This window comes from Citrobacter sp. CF971 (assembly GCF_006385635.1).
In the GTDB taxonomy this organism is placed as follows: Bacteria; Pseudomonadota; Gammaproteobacteria; order Enterobacterales; family Enterobacteriaceae; genus Citrobacter; species Citrobacter freundii.
On record NZ_CP041051.1, the window covers coordinates 556,292 to 573,813 of the forward strand.

At 53.3% G+C, this 17,522-nt stretch carries 13 protein-coding genes and 3 tRNA genes; 9 read left to right on the plus strand and 7 right to left on the minus strand.

Going from position 1 to position 17,522, the window contains the following annotated elements; translation table 11 throughout:
- Nucleotide 1: 1 nt before the first annotated feature.
- Genes frdC through frdA form a run of 3 tightly spaced genes read right to left on the minus strand, consistent with a single transcriptional unit; the run spans nucleotide 2 to nucleotide 2,925 of the window.
- Complete coding sequence (gene frdC, locus E6P06_RS06170; RefSeq protein WP_003025537.1) at nucleotides 2-397, minus strand: fumarate reductase subunit FrdC; 396 nt, start codon at nucleotides 395-397, stop codon at nucleotides 2-4.
- Nucleotides 398-407: 10 nt separating this feature from the next.
- Entirely contained in the window at nucleotides 408-1,142 is a 735-nt protein-coding gene (gene frdB, locus E6P06_RS06175) for a fumarate reductase iron-sulfur protein (protein WP_003025540.1), read from the minus strand.
- A complete protein-coding gene (gene frdA, locus E6P06_RS06180) occupies nucleotides 1,135-2,925 on the minus strand; it encodes a fumarate reductase (quinol) flavoprotein subunit (protein WP_003025543.1) in 1,791 nt (596 codons plus the stop codon). Before frdA ends, frdB begins: the two co-directional genes overlap by 8 nt.
- 324 nt (nucleotides 2,926-3,249) lie before the next feature.
- Here frdA and epmA point away from each other — a divergent pair, with 324 nt between their 5' ends.
- Entirely contained in the window at nucleotides 3,250-4,227 is a 978-nt protein-coding gene (gene epmA / locus E6P06_RS06185) for an elongation factor P--(R)-beta-lysine ligase (RefSeq protein WP_003830517.1), read from the plus strand.
- A 214-nt stretch (nucleotides 4,228-4,441) separates the two neighbouring features.
- On the plus strand, nucleotides 4,442-5,944 hold the full coding sequence (gene yjeM / locus E6P06_RS06190; RefSeq protein ID WP_139935040.1) for a glutamate/gamma-aminobutyrate family transporter YjeM: 1,503 nt from the start codon (nucleotides 4,442-4,444) through the stop codon (nucleotides 5,942-5,944).
- Nucleotides 5,945-6,080: 136 nt separating this feature from the next.
- Here yjeM and mscM read toward each other — a convergent pair whose 3' ends face one another.
- The 3 genes from mscM to rsgA form a co-directional block, all read right to left on the minus strand.
- Nucleotides 6,081-9,395, minus strand: coding sequence for a miniconductance mechanosensitive channel MscM (mscM, locus tag E6P06_RS06195; protein ID WP_110249121.1), 3,315 nt, complete (start codon nucleotides 9,393-9,395; stop codon nucleotides 6,081-6,083).
- 17 nt (nucleotides 9,396-9,412) lie between these two features.
- Complete coding sequence (gene asd, locus E6P06_RS06200) at nucleotides 9,413-10,381, minus strand: archaetidylserine decarboxylase (RefSeq protein WP_003844975.1); 969 nt, start codon at nucleotides 10,379-10,381, stop codon at nucleotides 9,413-9,415.
- A gap of 92 nt (nucleotides 10,382-10,473) precedes the next feature.
- On the minus strand, nucleotides 10,474-11,526 hold the full coding sequence (rsgA, locus tag E6P06_RS06205) for a small ribosomal subunit biogenesis GTPase RsgA (RefSeq protein WP_003025561.1): 1,053 nt from the start codon (nucleotides 11,524-11,526) through the stop codon (nucleotides 10,474-10,476).
- Between the two features lie 105 nt (nucleotides 11,527-11,631).
- Between rsgA and orn the strand changes: the two genes are divergently transcribed.
- The 4 genes from orn to E6P06_RS06225 all read left to right on the plus strand — a co-directional run bounded on the left by orn (nucleotide 11,632) and on the right by E6P06_RS06225 (nucleotide 12,782).
- Nucleotides 11,632-12,177, plus strand: a complete 546-nt coding sequence (gene orn / locus E6P06_RS06210) for an oligoribonuclease (RefSeq protein WP_003839477.1) — start codon at nucleotides 11,632-11,634, stop codon at nucleotides 12,175-12,177.
- Between the two features lie 185 nt (nucleotides 12,178-12,362).
- Nucleotides 12,363-12,438: transfer RNA gene (locus tag E6P06_RS06215), tRNA-Gly, on the plus strand.
- 37 nt (nucleotides 12,439-12,475) lie between these two features.
- A tRNA-Gly gene (locus E6P06_RS06220) sits at nucleotides 12,476-12,551 on the plus strand.
- A gap of 155 nt (nucleotides 12,552-12,706) precedes the next feature.
- Nucleotides 12,707-12,782 (plus strand) — tRNA-Gly (locus E6P06_RS06225).
- A gap of 269 nt (nucleotides 12,783-13,051) precedes the next feature.
- Here the strand turns inward: E6P06_RS06225 and queG are convergent.
- Entirely contained in the window at nucleotides 13,052-14,191 is a 1,140-nt protein-coding gene (gene queG / locus E6P06_RS06230) for a tRNA epoxyqueuosine(34) reductase QueG (protein WP_044699183.1), read from the minus strand.
- On the opposite strand from queG, the gene nnr reads away from it, so the two are divergent.
- The 3 genes from nnr to amiB are packed head-to-tail and all read left to right on the plus strand — an operon-like array spanning nucleotide 14,190 to nucleotide 17,518.
- On the plus strand, nucleotides 14,190-15,737 hold the full coding sequence (nnr, locus tag E6P06_RS06235) for a bifunctional ADP-dependent NAD(P)H-hydrate dehydratase/NAD(P)H-hydrate epimerase (RefSeq protein ID WP_139935041.1): 1,548 nt from the start codon (nucleotides 14,190-14,192) through the stop codon (nucleotides 15,735-15,737). The genes queG and nnr overlap by 2 nt on opposite strands.
- A complete protein-coding gene (gene tsaE, locus E6P06_RS06240; RefSeq protein ID WP_003025570.1) occupies nucleotides 15,709-16,170 on the plus strand; it encodes a tRNA (adenosine(37)-N6)-threonylcarbamoyltransferase complex ATPase subunit type 1 TsaE in 462 nt (153 codons plus the stop codon). Before nnr ends, tsaE begins: the two co-directional genes overlap by 29 nt.
- A gap of 16 nt (nucleotides 16,171-16,186) precedes the next feature.
- Nucleotides 16,187-17,518: an N-acetylmuramoyl-L-alanine amidase AmiB gene (gene amiB / locus E6P06_RS06245; protein WP_016149446.1), complete on the plus strand. Its 1,332-nt coding sequence runs from the start codon at nucleotides 16,187-16,189 to the stop codon at nucleotides 17,516-17,518.
- Nucleotides 17,519-17,522 lie beyond the last annotated feature (4 nt).

The window sequence follows — 17,522 nt, forward strand, 5'->3', positions numbered from 1 at the left end:
CTTACCAGAACAGGGCAACAAACAGTATGACTACTGTAGCAACCACAGTGACTGCCCAGAGACCTTTGATGATCGGCTCTGGCCCCATTTTTTCGTCTTTTACGATGATGTTGGCTGCTTTTGGTGCCAGCTCAAACCAGGTTTTGGTATGCAGCAGCGCTGCTGCCAGGGCGATAATGTTAAGGATTACCACCACCGGGTTTTGTAAAAAGGCGACAAAGCCCATCCAGGACTCTGCACCATGCTTGAGTGCAAACAGACCGATAATCAGTTCAATGCTGAACCAGACTGCAGGGACTGCCGTGCCTTCACGCAGCATGTAAAAACGATAAAATGGCAGCTTTTTCCACCAGGTGGACGTCATTGGCCGCACATAGGCTTTACGTTTAGTCGTCATCGTGCACTCCTTAGCGTGGTTTCAGGGTAGCGATAAGAAAGTCTTTTGAACTTTCAACTTTACCCTGCTGAATGGCCGCAGCCGGATCGACGTGTTTCGGGCAGACTTCGGAGCAGTAGCCCACGAAAGTACAGGTCCAGACGCCGTTCGGGCTGTTCAATTGAGCCATACGCTCCTTCTTACCGTGGTCGCGGCTATCTTCGTTGTAACGATGCGCCAGCGTAATCGCAGCCGGTCCAATGAACTCAGGGTTCAGGCCGAACTGCGGGCACGCGGCGTAGCACAGACCACAGTTGATGCAACCGGAGAACTGATGATACTTCGCCATCTGCGCCGGAGTCTGGGTGTTTGGACCCTGATCCGGTGTACGCGGGTTACCGATGATGTACGGTTTGATCGCTTCCAGGCTTTCGATAAAGTGCGTCATGTCGACGACCAGATCGCGCTCAATCGGGAAGTTACCCAGCGCTTCAACCTTCATGCCGTTTGTGTAATCACGCAGGAAGGTTTTGCACGCCAGTTTCGGTACATTGTTGACCATCATGCCGCAGGAGCCGCAGATTGCCATACGGCAGGACCAGCGGTAGCTCAGGTCCGGTGCCAGGTTATCCTTGATGTAGCCCAGCGCATCCAGCAGTGACGTGGTTTCATCATAAGGAACTTCGTAGAAAGCACTGTGCGGCGCGGTATCGGTTTCCGGGTTATAGCGCACCACCTCAACTTTCAGGTTTTTCATCTCAGCCATTCGCCTTCTCCTTCTTATCGGCTGCTTCCGCTTCGCCACCGTAAACACGTTTAGCCGGTGGCAGAGTGGTGATTTTCACGTCGCTGTATTCCAGGCGAGTCGTGCCGTCAGCATCGCGGAAGGCGAGGGTGTGTTTGAGGAAGTTCACGTCGTCACGCTCGGTACAGCCTTCATCCAGACGCTGATGCGCGCCGCGGGATTCTTTACGCGCCAGCGCGGAGTGCGCCATACATTCAGCAACGTTCAGACCGTGACCCAGTTCGATGGTATACAGCAGGTCGGTGTTGAAGACGCTGGAGGTATCAGTGATACGTACGCGCTTGAAGCGTTCCTGCAGTTCAGCCAGCTTATCAACGGTTTTCTGCATCAGTTCCGGCGTACGGTAGATACCGCAACCTTCTTCCATGGAGATACCCATTTCATCACGGATCTTAGACCAGTTTTCGTTACCTTCCTGGTTAACCAGATCTTTCAGACGTTTTTCAACGCCAGCAACCTGTGCATCCAGAGCGGCACTGTTTGCAGCGCCAGCCGTTGCAGCGCGTTCCGCAGCTTGTTCACCGGCCATACGACCGAAGACCACCAGTTCCGCCAGGGAGTTAGAGCCCAGACGGTTAGCGCCATGCAGACCAACAGAGGAACATTCGCCGACAGCGAACAGACCTTTAATGCGGGTTTCACAGTGCTGATCGGTTTCAATACCGCCCATGGTGTAGTGTGCGGTCGGACGTACCGGGATCGGTTCTTTAACCGGATCGACACCCACGTAAGCTTTCGCCAGTTCGCAGATGAACGGTAAACGTTCGAGCAGTTTTTTCTCGCCGAGGTGACGCAGGTCGAGGTGAACCACATCGCCACGCGGAGTGGAAATGGTGTTGCCTTTGCGCCATTCGTGCCAGAAAGCCTGAGAAACTTTGTCGCGCGGACCGAGTTCCATGTATTTGTTTTTCGGCTCGCCCAGCGGGGTTTCCGGACCCATGCCGTAGTCTTGCAGATAACGGTAGCCGTTTTTGTTGACCAGGATACCGCCTTCACCACGGCAACCTTCTGTCATCAGGATACCGGAGCCTGGCAGACCCGTCGGGTGATATTGAACGAATTCCATATCACGCAGCGGAACGCCGTGGCTCAGCGCCATGCCCATACCGTCGCCGGTTACGATGCCGCCGTTGGTATTGTAACGGTAAACACGACCAGCGCCGCCCGTTGCCATTACGACTGCGTTAGCACGGATCTGCACCAGCGTGCCTTCCATCATGTTCATGGCAACCAGGCCGCGGGCATGACCCTCGTCCACCAGGATATCCAGAACGAAGTGTTCGTCAAAGCGCTGAATCTGCGGGAACTGCAAAGATGTTTGGAACAGCGTATGCAACATGTGGAAGCCGGTTTTATCTGCGGCAAACCAGGTACGCTCGATTTTCATGCCGCCGAAGCGACGTACGTTGACGCTACCGTCTTCACGACGGCTCCATGGGCAGCCCCATTGTTCCAGTTGCGTCATTTCAGTTGGGCAGTGGTGGACAAAGTAATCCACGACATCCTGCTCACATAGCCAGTCTCCGCCTGCTACCGTATCGTGAAAATGGTAGTCAAAGCTGTCATGATCCTGCGCGACAGCAGCAGAGCCGCCTTCGGCAGCAACGGTATGGCTGCGCATTGGGTACACTTTTGAGATCAGTGCGATTTTAGCGTTGGGATTTGCTTGTGCGGCAGCAATTGCAGCACGTAATCCCGCGCCACCGGCGCCTATAATGGCAAGATCGGCTTGAAAGGTTTGCACGACATTCCTCCAGATTGTTGTTATTTCATCCCCGCCTGAAATCAGATGCTTCATCGGCTTCAAACAGGTTATGAACGCGTTTCCACTGCTCCTTTATAGGTACAATAGTATAGTCTTAGGGATGTGCGGGAAATTTGACGTGTTCGATTTTTTTAGCGTGTCACAGGGGGGAATTATCATTGAATTTGATTAATTTAATTACTAAACCACCCTATGTCGCTTTTTTTATCCAATTGCCAGTGCTGATTACTGCTGCCTGAAATTTGTCTCGTTAGCGCGATACGAGTAGACTTCGTGCCCTTGTCTTAAATCGGAGAAACAACCATGAGCGAAACGGCAACCTGGCAGCCGAGCGCGTCCATCCCCAATCTGTTAAAACGTGCAGCAATTATAGCGGAGATTCGCCGCTTTTTTGCCGATCGTGGCGTGCTGGAGGTTGAGACCCCTTGTATGAGTCAGGCAACGGTAACGGACATCCATCTGTTCCCGTTCGAAACACGTTTCGTTGGCCCTGGACACTCTCAGGGGATGAATCTCTATTTAATGACCAGCCCTGAATACCATATGAAGCGCCTGCTGGTGGCAGGGTGCGGCCCGGTGTATCAACTGTGCCGCAGCTTCCGTAATGAAGAGATGGGGCGCCATCATAACCCTGAATTCACCATGCTTGAGTGGTATCGTCCGCACTACGATATGTATCGGCTGATGAATGAGGTAGATGATTTGCTCCAGCAGGTGCTGGACTGTTCGCCTGCGGAAAGCCTCTCTTACCAGCAAGCCTTCCAGCGTCATCTGGAGATAGACCCGCTGTCTGCGGATAAAACCCAACTGCGGGAAGTGGCGGCGAAATTGGATCTCAGCAATATCGCCGATACCGAAGAAGACCGGGACACCTTACTGCAGCTGCTGTTTACGATGGGCGTTGAGCCACATATTGGTAAAGACAAACCGACGTTTGTGTATCATTTCCCGGCCAGCCAGGCATCACTGGCGCAAATCAGTACCGAAGATCACCGCGTGGCTGAACGTTTCGAGGTTTATTACAAAGGTATTGAGCTGGCAAATGGTTTCCATGAATTGACCGACGCGCGTGAACAACAGCAGCGGTTTGAACAGGATAACCGCAAACGCGCCGCACGAGGCTTACCGCAGCAACCTATCGATACCAACCTGCTGGAAGCGCTGAAAGTAGGCATGCCGGATTGCTCAGGCGTGGCGCTGGGTGTTGACCGTCTGGTGATGCTGGCGCTGGGCGCAGAGAGCCTGGCCGAGGTTATCGCATTTACCGTCGATCGCGCATAACTTACTCTTCCGCAATACAAAGTGGCGGCTTAATCGCCACTTTGTAGCATATTTTTTCATTTCCCCTCTAATAGCCACAATTTACACCTGGATATTTGATATCGTTTAGGTATCAATTCTGTGTTGATTTTTTTATCGCTGAACTCTGCAAAGAGAGCAGTGCCAACCGGTGAGCGGCGTTTGCTAAACGCTTGCCAGAGTAAGGGATGGTTTAATGACCCAAACAATAAAAAAGATGAGCCTGCCAGGTCTCATTCTCATGATATTTACGTCAGTTTTCGGTTTTGCTAATAGCCCCTCCGCATTCTATTTAATGGGGTATAGTGCAATACCGTGGTATATATTTTCTGCATTATTATTCTTTATTCCATTTGCTTTAATGATGGCGGAAATGGGGTCTGCCTATCGGAAAGAAGAGGGGGGAATCTATTCGTGGATGAATAATAGCGTTGGACCGCGCTATGCCTTTATCGGCACGTTTATGTGGTTTTCTTCTTATGTGATATGGATGGTAAGTACTGCGGCGAAAGTCTGGGTACCTTTTTCAACCTTCTTGTTTGGCGCAGACATGACGCAGCACTGGCGTATTGCAGGGCTTGAGCCTACGCAGGTTGTCGGGCTGCTCGCCGTCGGCTGGATGATTCTGGTGACCTGCGTGGCATCCCGGGGTATTAATAAGATTGCGCGTATTACGGCAGTAGGCGGAATTGCCGTAATGTGTCTTAATTTAGTTCTGTTGTTAGTGAGTGTCGCTATTTTGTTATTAACTGGTGGCCACTTTGCACAGGATATTAATTTTATCTCCTCACCTAATCCCGGATATCAGTCCGGGCTGGCAATGTTGTCATTTGTTGTGTTTGCCATTTTTGCTTATGGCGGAATTGAAGCTGTAGGGGGACTGGTTGATAAAACAGAAAAACCAGAAAAGAACTTTGCTAAAGGCATTGTTTTTGCCGCTATTGTCATTTCTGTTGGTTATTCACTGGCCATCTTTTTATGGGGCGTTAGCACCAACTGGCAGCAGGTATTAAGCAATAGCTCGGTCAACCTCGGCAATATTACTTATATCCTGATGAAGAGCCTCGGGATGACGTTGGGTAATGCGCTGCATCTTTCCCCTGAGACCGCGATGGTGATGGGCGTATGGTTTGCACGTATTACCGGGCTTTCCATGTTCCTTGCCTATACCGGCGCTTTTTTCACCCTCAGCTACTCACCGCTGAAAGCGATTATTCAGGGCACGCCGAAAGCGTTGTGGCCCGCGCCGATGACCAAACTGAATGCCGTAGGGATGCCGACGACGGCAATGTGGTTACAGTGCCTGCTGGTGAGCCTGTTTATCCTGTTGGTTTCATTTGGTGGCGATACGGCTTCAGCGTTCTATAACAAACTGACGCTGATGGCGAACGTATCCATGACGCTGCCGTATCTGTTCCTGGCGCTGGCGTTTCCGTTCTTTAAATCCCGTCCGGGTCTGGAAAGGCCGTTTGTTGTCTTTAAAACCCGAGCGGCGACGCTGCTGGCAACGGGTGTGGTCGTTCTGGTGGTGACGTTTGCCAACGTGTTCACCATCATCCAGCCAGTAATTGAAGCCCGGGACTGGAACAGTGCCTTGTGGATGACCGGCGGCCCGATCTTCTTCTCGCTGCTGGCGATGGCGATTTATGAGAACTATCATCGCCGCGTTGACCGTCAACCGGTTCTGGTGACAGAGTAAACTGGGCCGTTGTAGGCCGGATAAGGCAATGCCGCCATCCGGCAATCAGCATCGAATTGCCTGATGGCGCTACGCTTATCAGGCCTACAAGACCCACACCGTAGCTCGGCGTCACTGCGTTCGGGCTACTCAGGTATTACAAACTTCCCGCCGGGCGACTGCCTCTTCCTGCAGAACTTAATGTTCTGCCTGTTTGCTTACCGCCGAGACTTTCCAGACGCATCTGGAACGGTGGGAATGGCATATCAATACCATGCTCGCGGAAGCCTGCCAGAATCAACTGGTGGATTTCATGGCGCAGCGGCATGCGATGCCCCATTTCAGCGGCATAAATACGCAGTTCGAAGATTTGAATTCCTTGTTGCAGGTCAACCAGGAAGACTTCTGGCGCCGGGTTATCGATAACCAGCGAGCAACGATGTGCGGCAGTCAGCAGGATCTGCGTAACCTCCTCGCTGTTAGCCTCCGACGGTGCCGGGATGGTTAACACCACACGGGTAACCGAATCGGATAGCGACCAGTTGATAAACTGTTCGGTGATAAAGGCTTTGTTGGGTACGATGATCTCTTTGCGGTCCCAGTCGCTGATAGTGGTGGCACGGGTATTAATTTTCGTCACGCTACCGGTGAGATCGCGAATTGTAACCGTGTCGCCAATGCGGATTGGCTTTTCAAACAGGATAATCAGGCCGGAAATAAAGTTGGCGAAGATCTCCTGCAAACCAAAGCCCAGACCGACACCGAGAGCCGCCACCAGCCATTGCAGTTTGGACCACTCAATACCGATCATCGAGAAGCCCACCAGGCCGCCAATCAGCATCAGAAGATACTTAGTGATAGTGGTGATGGCGTAACCGGTGCCGGGGGTTAAATCCAGATGTTGCAGTAGCGCCAGCTCCAGCAACGCGGGTAGGTTGCGCACTAGCTGGGTGGTGATGATAAACACCAGAATAGCAATGAGCACCGCGCCCAGCGTTATCGGTTCTAAGCTTTCCACGCCCTGCACCGTGGAGGTGACATCCCACAACGAGATGTTTTCTAGGAAGCCGAAAGCGGAATGAATTTCTGACCACAGCACAATGACCGAGAGCAGGGCGATAAGCATCAGAATAGAACGTACCAGGCGCAGCGATTGCGCGCTGATTGCATCCAGATCCACTTCGCTTTCATCTACATCGATCGTACCTTCAAGGCTGGTTGAATGAGGTGGTTCCTCTTCGCCCCGCGCACGTTGCGCCAGCATTTCGGCGCGTCGATGTTTGGCGCGGTCAAACGCAAGGCGGCGGCGCTGAATTAGCATCCAGCGGCGGATGACGTGATACACCACCAGTAATAAGAACCAAATCGCCACGGATGTTTCCAGACGTGCCAGCAGGGCTTGCGATGTGGCGAGATAACCCACTGCCGCAGCGAGAATGGCAATCAGCGGCGCGCCCATCAGCATATTCCACAGCATACTATTGACCATGTTATCGCTGTTGCCCTCTTTATCGAGGTACAGCGGTATCCCGGCGCGTTTCAGGCTTAGGGTCACGACCGCCAGCGCACCGCAAATCAGAATAAAGCACAGACGTCCCAGTGAGGCGGAGAATTCCCGGTCATTGAGATTATCAAACATAATCACCGCCATGATCAGCGGGACAATCAGTCCGATGCTCATCAGGTAGTAGTGCATGGCTTTCGCGACGCGGTTACGTGGCCAGCCAAAGTGGGCAATGAACAGACCGTTGGGACGCGCAAAGGTGGCGCAAATCATTACTGCCCATAGCATAGGCACCGTGGCGGTAACGCCATCGCCGATAGCAACAGCCAGCGGGTAAGGCCAGGCTTCCTGCAACCCGTAACCGAGCGTTGCCCATAACACCGGCAACGGAGAAGCGACGAGTATTGACCAGAATACCGTGCGTATTGTCAGCCAGAAATGGTCCTGGGTGACTTTCCCGACTCGCGCGGACGAGCGTTCAAGGAAACGGGTGAAGTGCTTGCGCGAAGAGAGGCTAAAGCCAACCAGCACCAACGCCGCGAACAGCGGCAATAGTGTTTCTTTGCTGGTCAGCATCATGACGCTGGCTTTACCCAACTGATTAAACGTATCTAATGAGATCAAACGCCGCAGATCCTGAACGATGTCGACAGGCCAGGAGAGCGAGATGGGACTGACGTCTGACGTCCAGAACAGATAGCGGTGCGTTGCTTCGTTGACCTCTTTTAGCGCATCTTCCAGTTGGCTGTTGGAGACTTTGAGCTTGGTCAGCTCAAGGATCAGCGTATCGCCGCCCTGTAACAATGAGTTCAGCAGCTCGCGCTGGGTGCGTAGCTGGGCGTTGAGAATGCTGCTCTGTTCAGCGGTCAGCGGTTGTCCATCGGCCTGATGAATCTGACGCAGCTGCGGCTGTTTGTTGAGGAGATCCTCATAGCGCATACGGTGCACGCGAAGCTGCGCCATTTCGGTATCCAACTGCTGGGGCTTGGGCATTTCCGGCAGACGGGATACCTGCGCGCGCAGCGCTTCTCCCAGCATATTTGAAACCCCAAGCCACTGAGACTGCTCTCGCAGCGTATTCAAGGCCTGGCGGACCTGCAGCGTTTGGCTGGCAGCCTGACGCTGCTGCGAGGCGACCAGGTCCATACGTTGCGCCTGTTGGTTCAAGGCCTGAGACAGCTCGCGGTTAACCTTGAACTGATCGACAATACCTTCCGGCAGTCCCGCGCTGTTTTCCGCCAGCAGTTCGGTACTTTCCAGCGCTCGCTCTGCTTCGCGCTGACGCTGACTGTTGAGTTGATTGCGCAAAGCCTGCAGGTAAGTGTCGAGTTGTTGACTCTGCTTTTCTGCCAGTTCGGAGCGCATACGCGCCAGTTCCTGACGGTTATTGGCGGAAAGCTGTGCCAGCTCCAGTTCATCGACCAGGGCTTTAAGTTTGGCGGATTCAGCTTGCATCGCCTGATTCTGCGCGGAATTGCCGTTGGCGGTACCAATGCGGCGCTCAAGCTCATTGAGCTGGCGGCGGGCATCGGTTTGCTGTTGAGGAAGCTGGCTTAACGAGTCGGCGATTTCCCGGGCGCGATCCTGCTCCTGCTGGGCCTGACGACTCTTTTCCAGCAGTTGGCTGCTAACCTGGAGGATCTCCTGGTTTAATGCATCGGTAGTGAGTCCGGTTGGCGCATTGCGCGGTTCATCGCGCAGGTTACTAAGCTGTGCGCGTAACGTTGCGGACAGCTTGGGGAAGTTATCAATAACCTGCTGATATTGCTGTGCGCGCTCGAGAGAGCCTTTCCGCTCCTCAAGGGCATTCAGCGCGGACTGGAGCGCCTCGACGGTTTCTGGCTGAGCGGGTTTTGCCGCTTTTGCCTGCTCCAGTTCCTGGGTGAGTTGTTTGGCATCGGGGGCCGTCGCAGCGTACGCCCCCAGGCTGAGGCACCAGGCCATCAGAAAAGTGATAATCAGGCGCACAGCAGCGATTCCTATGTTTAACTTTCGTCTTTTTTGTCGTCAACCAGCGGGCTGGCGTCGTGTTCTGCTTCGATCTCTTCTTTCGCCAGCGGGGCCGGTTCTGTCTCTGGCGTCACGAAAGTCTCGGTCGAGATGGCCATTGGTTGGCCGATTTTGGTCACGGAAAGATCCTGCAACTGCTCAACCAGGTTAACTTTGCCAGGTGCGAACAGGTTGATGACGGTGGAACCGAGCTTAAAGCGGCCCATTTCCTGACCTTTCAACAGCGCCACCGACCCTTCGCTTTCGCCTTCCGGCCAGGTCCAGCGCTTGATGACGCCTTCACGCGGTGGGGTAATGGTGCCAGCCCATGTGGTTTCAATGCTGCCGACGATAGTCGCGCCGACCAGAATCTGCACCATCGGACCAAATTCGGTATCAAACAAACAGATTACGCGTTCGTTGCGGGCAAACAGGTTCGGTACGTTTTGCGCAGTCAGGATGTTTACAGAGAAGAGATCGCCCGGCACATACATCATTTCACGCAGGATACCGTTACACGGCATGTGTACACGGTGGTAATCGCGTGGAGACAAGTAAGTAGTCACAAACGTACCGTTGCGGAATTTGTCCGCCATCTGATAGTTGCCAGCCAGCAGCGCTTCAAGGGTATAGCTGTGCCCTTTAGCCTGCAGCAATTTGTCTTCTTCGATGTTGCCTAACTGGTTGATCACGCCGTCAGCGGGCATGACCAGTACGTTTGGATCGGTATTAATCGGGCGAGCATCGTCGCGCAGCGGGCGAACAAAGAAGTCATTAAAGGTGCGATAGCTGGCGGTGTCCGGCTTTTGCGCCTCTTTCATATCGACCTTGTAATATTTCACGAACAGATCGATAACCAATTTGGTCAGCCATCCCGCTCGTTTGCTCGCACCCCAACCCGCCAGGCGAGTGAGCCATAGTTTCGGCAGAATGTATTGTAGCGAAAGCTTAAATGAGTTTAACAAGGTAGCCTCCAGGCCATAATTTGTTCCCGATCCGGCATGTGGACCGGATCCTGAAAAAAGGGGGACGATTCTAGCGATGCTTAGCTTAGTTGTCAGTTGTCTGTATCAGAAAAGTTTTTACGCGTTTTTACCTGCGCCATGCTTTCCAGGATGCGGTGATAATTTTCAAACCGGGTTTCGGCTATGGCCCCTTTTTCTACAGCCTCACGGATAGCGCAGCCTGGATCGGTATCATGCTTGCAGTCGCGGTATTTGCAATGGCCCAGGTAGTCATGAAATTCGACAAAGCCATGCGTGATTTGTTCCGGCTCCAGATGCCACAGTCCGAACTCACGTACGCCAGGGGAGTCGATAACGTCGCCGCCGTGCGGGAAGTGATACAGGCGAGAGGCCGTGGTAGTGTGCTGTCCAAGACCGGAGTTGTCGGAGACATCGTTGGTCAGGATCTCTTCCTGCAGGCCGAGAAGATTATTGAGCAGGCTGGATTTACCTACGCCCGACTGACCGGCAAAAATGCTGATGCGATCGGTTAATGCTTCTTCAAGTGGTTTCAGGCCGTCTTTAGTACGGCTGGATACCATCAACACCCGATAGCCAATGTCGCGATAGATATCCATCTGTTCGTTAACGAAGGCCATGCCTTCATCATCCAGCAGATCGATCTTATTCAGTACGATAATTGGTTCAACATGTAGCGTTTCGCAGGCTACCAGATATCGGTCGATAATATTGAGTGACAGCTCGGGTAAGATGGCTGAGACAATAACGATCTGGTCGATGTTGGCGGCAATAGGTTTTACCCCGTCGTAAAAGTCGGGACGTGTCAGTACCGAGGTACGATCGTGTACCGCTTCAACGATACCTTTGACATTCACGCCTTCAGCCGCCGCTTTACCCGGGCGCCAGACTACGCGATCGCCAGTAACCAGCGAGCGAATTGTACGGCGGATGTTGCAGCGGTGAATTTCACCGTCAGCAGACTCTACGTCGGCATGCATGCCAAAACGGCTGATAACGATGCCTTCAGCGGTTTCGCCAAACAGGTTGTCGTCGTAGTCGGGCTTCTCCGTGGACGTTTTGAGACGACGCTGGTGATTGGCGTTCACACGGCGCTGTTGGCCTTTGGAGAGTTTATTCTTACTCAATCGGACTGGCTCCTGGTCGCCCATGATGGGCAAAACATTTATGATACACACAATTTTAGATCAATGTAGTCACACTGAATGTGACGCTGAAGGGTGGAAAATAGCATGAGTGCCAATGAAAACAACCTGATTTGGATCGATCTGGAGATGACAGGTCTGGATCCCGAGCGCGATCGCATTATTGAGATCGCCACGCTGGTGACGGATGCCAACCTGAATATTCTGGCAGAAGGACCGACAATTGCGGTGCACCAGTCCGACGAACAACTGGCATTAATGGATGACTGGAACGTACGTACGCACACCGGTAGCGGGCTGGTGGAACGCGTGAAGGCGAGCACCATGGGCGATCGTGAAGCAGAACTGGCCACGCTGGCTTTTTTGAAAGAGTGGGTTCCGGAAGGGAAATCACCTATCTGTGGCAACAGCATCGGCCAGGATCGTCGTTTCCTGTTTAAATACATGCCGGAGCTGGAGGCGTATTTCCATTATCGCTATCTTGACGTTAGTACGCTCAAAGAACTGGCGCGTCGTTGGAAGCCGGAGATCCTGGCTGGCTTCACCAAGCAGGGAACGCATCAGGCGATGGACGACATTCGTGAATCTGTTGCTGAGCTTGCTTACTATCGCGAACATTTTATTAAGCTTTGATTTTGTTCTCCGGTGGCTTGCGTCACCGGCTTTTTGACGCTAAATTGTTCAGCTTGATTGTAAAGTAATCACTTGAACGAATTTTCGAAAAAAACGTATTCAAGGGGGTTGCAGCTAAACGGATTTCTCGTATAATGCGCCTCCCGTAACGACGCAGAAATGCGAATTACGACAGCAACAAATTTGCGGGAATAGCTCAGTTGGTAGAGCACGACCTTGCCAAGGTCGGGGTCGCGAGTTCGAGTCTCGTTTCCCGCTCCAAAATTTGAAAGTGCTTATTAAGCACAGACGCACCCAAGCGGGAATAGCTCAGTTGGTAGAGCACGACCTTGCCAAGGTCGGGGTCGCGAGTTCGAGTCTCGTTTCCCGCTCCAAAATTTGAAAGTGCTTATAAGCACAGACCACCAATCGCAGTATTTCGAATTGCGACAAGGCGGCAACTGAATGAGTCCTTAGGAGCTTACTGAAGTAAGTGACTCAGGCGAATGAAGGCAGCCAACGCAGTAGCGGTTCGAAAGACGAAGATTATGCGGGAATAGCTCAGTTGGTAGAGCACGACCTTGCCAAGGTCGGGGTCGCGAGTTCGAGTCTCGTTTCCCGCTCCAAATTCTTACCTCAATAAAAATATCCGCAACGAATAATCGCGTTGGGGACGTTTTGTTTCGTCATTGACATACTCTTGTAAACAGACTTATCCACAGGTTCGGGTATTATTCCTGGAATGCAAAAAGCTTCGCCGGGTAAATAGTATCATTTTAACTAATTGAAATTATTGACTTAATTATCATTTCAAATTGTTAATGCGATCACTTGACGATTTTTTCCTTCTTGAATATCAATGTGTTTTTATTTTTATACACAAGCTGTGGATGACTTAAGCGTCGCGCGGCAGACCCTTCTCAATGACCCTGACCAAACGTTGTTTCTTCGGTAGCTGCACCTCAACTACGCAGGCATTTCGCTTCTCGATTTGCTGAGCAACCGCCCAGTCTATGTGTTCGTCGAGAAGTGGGTGCTCACCTCTGCGACTTTCCAGCGCGAGAATAACAGCGTCATTCCAGGGAGCATTACCCAACGCAACGGCGATATTTCGCAGCCAGCGCAGGTGGCCAATACGACGAATGGCAGACCCCTCCGTGACTTTTAAAAACCACGCTTCGCTCCAGCTAAACAGCTCTATTAACTCCGGAGCATGAAGCTGCTTGCGCGGGTTGAAGTCATCCTCTGTCGTCAACTGTGAATAGCGGTTCCACGGGCAAATGAGCTGGCAATCATCGCAGCCGTAAATTCGATTCCCCAACAATGGACGAAACTCTTCCGGTATCGGGCCTTCCAGTTCGATAGTGAGATAAGAGATACAGCGGCGCGCATCTACGGTGTAGGGTTCAACGATGGCCCCGGTGGGACAGATTGTCATGCAGGCGACGCATTTCCCGCATCCTTCTTCTGCTGGTTGGTCGACCGGCAAGGGTAAATCGATCAGTAATTCCCCGAGGAAGAAAAATGAACCGGCTTCGCGATTGAGGATTAGTGAGTGCTTACCTGTCCAGCCAAGCCCGGCTTTTTCCGCCAAAGGACGCTCAAGAATGGGCGCAGAATCGACAAAAGGTCTAAAATTCAGCGAAACGCAGTGCTGTTGAATCATCTCTCCCAGCTTTTTTAAGCGGTTACGTAGCAGCTTATGGTAGTCGCGGCCAAGCGCGTAACGGCTGACGTAACCCAGAGAAGGGTTCTTCAACGTGCTGGCAAAGGCCGCTTTGGCAGGAAGATAGTTCATACGTACGCAGATGACACGTAGCGTACCGGGCAATAATTCGTGGGGGCGGGCGCGCATCATGCCGTGACGGGCCATCCAGTCCATCTCGCCGTGGTATTGTTTATCCAGCCAGGCCTGCAGTTTGGGCTCTGCTTCGCTGAGGTCGGTATCGGCAATACCGACTTGCTGAAAGCCAAGCTCCAGCCCCCACTGCTTAATATTTTGCGCTAACTGATTGAGATCGAGGGGCTCTGACATGACGGACCATACAATGAAGAAAAACCCCGCAAGTATACCACACTCCATCTGGCACGCCGATGACATCAGGCGTATGGAGCGAGAGGCGGCAGACAGTTTAGGGCTGACGTTGTATGAGCTGATGCAACGGGCGGGAGAGGCGGCGTTTCAGGTCACCCGCGAGGCCTATCCGAACGCCCAACACTGGCTGGTGCTATGTGGTCACGGCAACAACGGCGGTGATGGTTACGTGGTGGCAAGACTTGCCAAAGCGCAGGGTTTTAATGTTACGTTGCTGGCGCACGAGAGTGATAAACCGCTCCCCGAGGAAGCGCAGCAGGCGCACGACGCCTGGCTTAACGCCGGTGGCGTTATTCATGCTGCTGATATTAACTGGCCAGACAGCGTGGACGTCATTATCGACGCGCTGTCAGGTACTGGCTTAAAAAACGCGCCGCGTGAACCTCTCCCGGCGTTGATCGAACGTGCCAATAGCCACCCAGCCCCTACAATTGCAATCGACATTCCCTCCGGCCTGCTGGCGCAGACGGGGGCGGCGCCGGGGGCAGTCATCAACGCTGCGCATACCGTTACCTTTATTGCGCTCAAGCCAGGTCTGCTCACCGGTAAAGCACGCGATGTCACCGGACGTCTGCATGTTAACGCACTCGGGCTGGACGACTGGCTGGCGGTGCAGAACGCGCCGCTGCAACGTTTTGATGCTCAACAGCTTGCGCACTGGCTAACGCCGCGTCGGCCCACCTCACACAAAGGCTCTCACGGTCGGCTGGTGATTATCGGCGGCGACCACGGCACGGCAGGTGCAATACGTATGGCCGGTGAAGCGGCGTTGCGTGCGGGAGCCGGGCTGGTCAAAGTATTGACGCGCAGTGAGAACATTGCGCCTGTTCTGACTGCCAGACCAGAACTGATGGTCGATGCGCTGACGCCGCAGACTCTGGAAGAGAGCCTGGCATGGGCGGATGTTGTGGTGATAGGACCAGGGCTTGGTCAGCAGGAGTGGGGCAAAAAAGCGCTGCAAAAAGTGGAGAATTTTCGCAAACCGATGCTCTGGGATGCGGATGCGCTGAACCTGCTGGCAATCAACCCCGATAAACGTCACAATCGCGTGATCACGCCGCATCCAGGTGAAGCCGCGCGACTGCTGGGCTGTTCCATTGCAGAAATTGAAGACGATCGCTTACTTTGTGCACAACGTCTGGTAAAACGGTACGGAGGCGTGGTAGTGCTGAAAGGCGCGGGTACGGTTGTTGCTGCTGAACAAGCTGAGTTAGGTATTATTGATACCGGCAATGCAGGGATGGCCAGCGGCGGAATGGGAGATGTGCTTTCCGGTATTATTGGCGCATTGCTCGGACAGAAGCTTACCCCGTATGATGCAGCATGTGCGGGATGTGTTGCGCACGGAGCGGCGGCGGATGTGCTGGCGGCGCGTTTTGGTACGCGCGGCATGCTGGCGACAGATCTCTTTACCACGCTACAGCGTATTGTTAACCCTGATGTGATTGACGTTTATCATGATGAATCGAGTAATTCCACTACCTGATGAGCAGGCAACTTTAGACCTGGGACTGCGGGTAGCCAAAGCCTGTGACGGCGCGACGGTTATATATTTGTACGGCGACCTGGGGGCGGGTAAAACCACTTTCAGCCGGGGATTTCTGCAGGCGTTAGGTCATAAAGGTAATGTAAAAAGCCCCACCTACACGCTGGTTGAACCCTATTCACTCGATAACTTGATGGTATATCACTTCGATTTATACCGACTTGCGGACCCGGAGGAGCTGGAATTTATGGGGATCCGCGATTATTTTGCCAATGATGCCATCTGCCTGGTGGAATGGCCGCAACAAGGTAAAGGTGTACTGCCAGACCCGGACGTCGAAATACACATTGAATATCAGGCGCAAGGTCGAGAGGCGCGCGTAAGCGCAGTCTCCTCATCGGGTGAATTATTGCTGGCGCGTTTAGCCGAATAACCTTAAGGGTGGCGGGATGATTTATCGCATCAGAAACTGGCTGATGGCAACCCTGGTCCTGCTGTGCGCGCAGGCAGGGGCCGCCAGCCTCTCCGATCTTCAGGTTTCCAATGGCAATCAACAGGCGCGGATTACGCTGAGCTTTATTGGCGAGCCTGAATACGCCGTGAGCCAGGACGGGAAACGCACCGTCGCGCTGGATATAAAACAAACCGGAGTGATTCAGGGATTACCGCTGCTGTTTAGCGGCAATAATCTGGTGAAATCTATCCGCTCCGGCACGCCAAAAGATGCGCAGTCCTTGCGTCTGGTGGTGGATTTAACCGAGAACGGCAAGGCCGAAGCCGTTAAACGCCAGAACGGCGGCAATTATACCGTTGTGTTTACCATCAAAGCGGATGCGCCACCGCCGCCGCCTCCACCTCCAGTGGTTGTTAAGCGTGTTGAAACGCCGGTTGTCGCCCCTCGTCCTGCCGAGCCTGCGCGTAACCCGTTTAAAGCAGAGAACGATCGCACCACGATGGTGACCAACAGTAATACCTCCACACGACCTGCGGCGCGCGCCAGCACCGGCAGCGGTGAAAAAGTGGTTATTGCCATTGATGCCGGACACGGCGGGCAGGATCCGGGGGCGATTGGCCCTGGCGGCACGCGTGAGAAAAACGTCACGATTGCCGTGGCGCGTAAACTGCGCAGCTTGCTCAATGATGACCCAATGTTTAAAGGCGTACTCACCCGTGATGGCGATTACTTTATCTCGGTGATGGGGCGTTCAGACGTCGCACGTAAACAAAACGCCAATTTCCTGGTTTCTATTCACGCGGATGCCGCGCCAAACCGTGATGCCACAGGTGCTTCCGTTTGGGTGTTGTCGAACCGTCGGGCGAACAGTGAGATGGCCGGCTGGCTGGAACAGCATGAAAAACAATCGGAGCTGTTGGGCGGCGCGGGCGATGTGCTGGCAAACAGCCAGTCCGATCCTTATCTCAGCCAGGCCGTACTGGATCTGCAGTTCGGTCATTCGCAGCGCGTCGGGTATGATGTGGCGACCAGCATGATCGGCCAGTTAGAACGTATTGGTTCGATGCATAAGCGCCGTCCGGAACACGCCAGTCTTGGCGTACTGCGTTCGCCTGATATCCCATCTGTGCTGGTTGAAACCGGCTTTATCAGTAACAACAGCGAAGAACGTCTGTTGGCGAGCGATGATTACCAGCAGCAACTGGCTGAGGCGATATACAAAGGATTGCGTAACTATTTCCAGGCGCACCCGATGCAAACCGGACCGCAGGGCGCGCCGGCGCAAACCGCCAGCGCCATATCGCCGGGTAACACGTTAACAAATTAAGGAT